We start from the raw sequence: 4,030 nt of genomic DNA, 5'->3' as shown, positions 1-4,030 counted from the left end.
TATTTTCGATTTAAAAAATCGGAATGGTTAGCGTATTTTTGTTTTAAATAAGCCTGCTGCAAGCACAGGGCAACCATAGGTCAAAGGTTCTACTTTTGGCGCAAGAAGGTTCTACCTTTGACGCATGGTTGCTATCCTGCATGGGTCATCAATTCCCATGCCTCCCATTATCAAAATCAGCATAAAAATAGTGGGGGATATTAAATAGAATGCTCGCGCAGCGAGGGGGTTTATTTAATCGAGAAGCAACGCAAGTTGCCGTCCGAATGAATCGAAATGCTAGCATTTTGGGACAGTAGGGCTATCCTGCATCAACCCCCACTCAGCCCTTGCCGTATATAGCCCGTTTCGGTTTTTTAAAATCAAAAAGAGAGACCTTTTAAACCCTAATGAGGTTTTTTAATGTTTCGCTGATTAAAATAGGTGGGGAGTAAGCTCATAAATAAACCTGATAAAAACAATCAGGAGAATATTTAAGATCGGGGCGTAAGCAGAAAATGTCAGGGGAGCTATAAAATTACGCTTCCTCGCTTTGAAAGACTTCGCTATTCAAAGACTGCGGCGAGCGTTGAGATTATCTTCTTAGGGGCTTTGGTTTGTTCCATGTGAATTCATTCGCGTGACGTTCTGCTTCACGTTCTTTCTTTGCAGACTCAGCTTTTCTTTGAGAAAGGATTTGTTCTCTTGCTCGACTCAAGACACTTTTACGTTCAATACCATTGAGTGATTTACCTTTGACACGCTCAGACTCAGCAATTGCATCATCAATAAATTTCTTTTCAGATGCGTTAAGTGACGAGATACGACCAGCCATAGAAACCTCCGCGAGCAAACGAAAAAGAAACCCCGTTTTACCATAGGCTCCGCCCCCCTGACGAGTTTCACAAAAACATGGCGTTTTCGGTACTCAAATCAGTAGGCGGCGAAACCCGACACAGCTTAAAGATGCTAGACGTTTCCCTCTAGCGGCTCCCTCGTGCGCTCCTGTGTTCCCGTCTTATGGTTTATTGGTGTCTTCCCGCAATTATAAGGCTGCGTTTTCTCATACCACACCTGACACTCAACCCCACTTAGACAGTTCGCTCCGAGCTTGGCTATCTGCACGAACCCCCCGTTTAGCCTGACTACCACGTCATGTAAGGTAACTATCGTCTTGAGTCCAACCCTTACAGACACGACTTATCGCCACTGGCGGTAGCCATTGGTAACTTGTTTTAGGGAGGGAGGTCTTGATATTCATAGTGAGATACAGCTACACTTATCGAACAGTTTTGGTGACTTCGCTCCCTATAAGCAAGTTACCTAGGTTCAGTCGAGTTACAGCTCTGACTGATCCAGTAAAAAGGCCACCTTACAGGGTGGCTTTTTTCGTTTATGCGCAAAAGATTACAGCTAGATAGCGCCGATCTCAAGAAGATAATTACGCTCAATAGCTATAGAGTAGAGATAGGACAGATCTACCTAATAAAAATACATTACATTTCTAAGGCGAAAGATGAGTACAGATATTGAAACCCTAATAAGACTATCTGATGAAGAAGAGAAAAAATTCTCTAACCTCATAAAAGAAAAAAGAAAAAAACTCATATCAGCTCCAAAAGTAGCAGCTAAAAAAGCAACTGAAGCCAACCGTGACTTAGTATGTGGTTTGTTGGAAAAACAAGAAATAACTCAAGCTATAGTTCAGCTAAGGGAGCTAGCTTATGATGAGTTTTTAAAAGAAGAATCTATATTTAACGCCGTTATTTTGAAGGAAATTGGTGAGAATTTTTCAGCTCCAAAGTCAAAACTTGATGAATTATGCACCGAATTATCTCGGCATGATCTCACTAACCTAGATAACTTAACTCATAAGATAACAGAGCTTTTCGGAAACTACTCTGGATACATTAGTCCTTACATCTATCAACTATGCTTAAGCAACACCCAATCTCGACGTTCTAGAGCAGGGAAAACATTTGAAGGTATCATCTACTTTCTATACGAATATTTTTCCTACCCTTTCCAATCTCAAGCATCTATAGGGAAAAAATCATTTAGTGATTTGGGTTTAGGGAAAGTCGTAGATTCAATACTTCCAGGTATATCTGCTTTCAATCAGCGTAGAGATAAAACGATTGTCGGCACAATGAAAACAACATTAAGAGAACGCTGGCAGGAAGTAGTGGAGGAGGTAGCGAGATCTAACTTGCCTAACATTCATTTACTTACAGTTGATGACAGCATATCAGTTAGTAAAGCCGAGCAAATGGCTAAACATAATATTGTTTTAGTAGTAAGAAATGACCTTAAAAATACAGAAAAGATGAAAGATAAACGTAGCATTATCGACTTTGAAACATACTTTTTAAATGAATTACCAGAAACATTGAAATATTGGGATGCTGTATAAAATGATACGAATCATAGACCTATTTGCAGGAATTGGAGGGATTAGGCTGGGTTTTGAACAGGCGTTTTCTGGTGTTGAATGCGTTTTTACTTCGGAAATAGATAAGTTTGCTATTCAAACTTACAAAGCAAATTTCGGTGATGAAAATATCAACGGGGACATAACTCTAATATCAGAAAAAGATGTTCCCGATCACGATATTTTACTAGCTGGGTTCCCATGCCAACCCTTCTCTCAAGCAGGACTGAAAAAAGGATTTTCAGATACTAGGGGCACTCTTTTTTTCGATATAGAAAGAATACTGATAGAGAAAAGACCAAAGGCATTTTTACTAGAAAATGTTAAACAATTAAAAGGACATGAGAAAGGTCAGACTTTACAAATCATCTTAGAACACTTAAAAAAAGCTGGGTATAAAGTATATTTTGATGTTCTAAAAGCTAGGGATTTTGGTGTACCCCAAAATAGAGAACGTATTTTTATCGTTGGTTTTCTAGACCAGAATGTTGATTTTAAATTCCCTAAACCAACAAATATCGAAACGTTCGTTGGATCTATATTAGAAAAAAATGTGGATAAAAAATACACCATCTCAGATAAGCTCTGGGAAGGACATCAACGAAGAAAAACCCAAAACAAACTCAATGGTAAGGGCTTTGGGTATGGTATTTTCAATACGCTATCCCCTTATACAAATACTATCTCAGCTCGGTATTACAAAGATGGTAGTGAAATACTGATAGAGCAAAAAGGGAAAAACCCACGGAAGATAACACCTAGAGAAGCAGCAAGATTACAAGGATACCCCGATTCTTTCGAGATCCCAGTATCAAACGCACAAGCTTACCGACAATTTGGTAACAGTGTTTGCGTGCCTGTAATCTCAGCTATTGCTAAAGAAATGCGTAATGCTATGAATCAATCTGATTTAACATAAGCCCATCTTACGCGCACCGCTCAAACGCCCTCAGAGCGATTCTAGGGCGTAATCCATTAAAATCCTACGTCTTACCCCCTCAAAACCGCTCAAAATGGCTTAGATGAATTCTGAGCCTATGAATCGTTATGCATCCAAGTGAGTAGTGGATGATTTCAGGCTGATTTGATACCCAACCCCACAAAACACTGTCCGATCACCTCATCGAAAACGGTGATCGGGGTAAGAAATGTTGTTATCGGAAACGCTGTAATAAATTAAGCCAAGTTTAACCTGGTTTAATTTATTACAGCGTTGAGCAAGCCCTATAGGGGCGCGGTAGGATTTTAATTTAGGTTCGTAGAACCGCATCCTAGTTTGGGTTTTAAAGGGGAACCCTTTAGCACTCCGATTATTCAAAGGGAGGAACTCCCGTGTATACATCGGTGTCGTGCCTTACTACTTTTCACGTTTTTTGGCTGGATAGCAAAAGGATAGCAAGGAGATAGCAGGAAGATAGCAGGAAGATAGCAAGGAGATAGCAAAAGGATAGCAAGGAGATAGCAGGAAGATAGCAAGGAGATAGCATTTTAGATAAGAATCTTGGTTAATCGGAGAAAACCTCGCTCGATTTAAAAGAGATAATATTTTCGATTTAAAAAATCGGAATGGTTAGCGTATTTTTGTTTTAAATAAGCCTGCTGCAAGCACAGGGCAACCAT

General features: G+C 39.7%; 3 protein-coding genes. 2 read left to right on the top strand and 1 reads right to left on the bottom strand.

Translation table 11 applies throughout. The annotated features are described in order from the left end of the window. Window positions 1–574: 574 nt before the first annotated feature. Complete coding sequence (locus tag HGT73_RS14480) at window positions 575–814, bottom strand: hypothetical protein (protein WP_214215962.1); 240 nt, start codon at window positions 812–814, stop codon at window positions 575–577. 681 nt (window positions 815–1,495) lie between these two features. Between HGT73_RS14480 and HGT73_RS14475 the strand changes: the two genes are divergently transcribed. Together HGT73_RS14475 and dcm are read left to right on the top strand one after the other, a co-directional pair. Next, on the top strand, window positions 1,496–2,392 hold the full coding sequence (locus HGT73_RS14475) for a type II restriction endonuclease (protein WP_214215961.1): 897 nt from the start codon (window positions 1,496–1,498) through the stop codon (window positions 2,390–2,392). Between the two features lies 1 nt (window position 2,393). Then, the gene (gene dcm / locus HGT73_RS14470) at window positions 2,394–3,329 is read left to right on the top strand and encodes a DNA cytosine methyltransferase (RefSeq protein ID WP_244968592.1); all 936 of its coding nucleotides are present in this window, start codon (window positions 2,394–2,396) and stop codon (window positions 3,327–3,329) included. The last annotated feature ends 701 nt before the right edge of the window (window positions 3,330–4,030 follow it).

The sequence above is a fragment of the Rosenbergiella australiborealis genome, from assembly GCF_018494035.1.
In the GTDB taxonomy this organism is placed as follows: Bacteria; Pseudomonadota; Gammaproteobacteria; order Enterobacterales; family Enterobacteriaceae; genus Rosenbergiella; species Rosenbergiella australiborealis.
The sequence above is the reverse complement of the archived record's forward strand: the minus strand, read 5'-3'. Positions and strand labels throughout refer to the sequence as shown.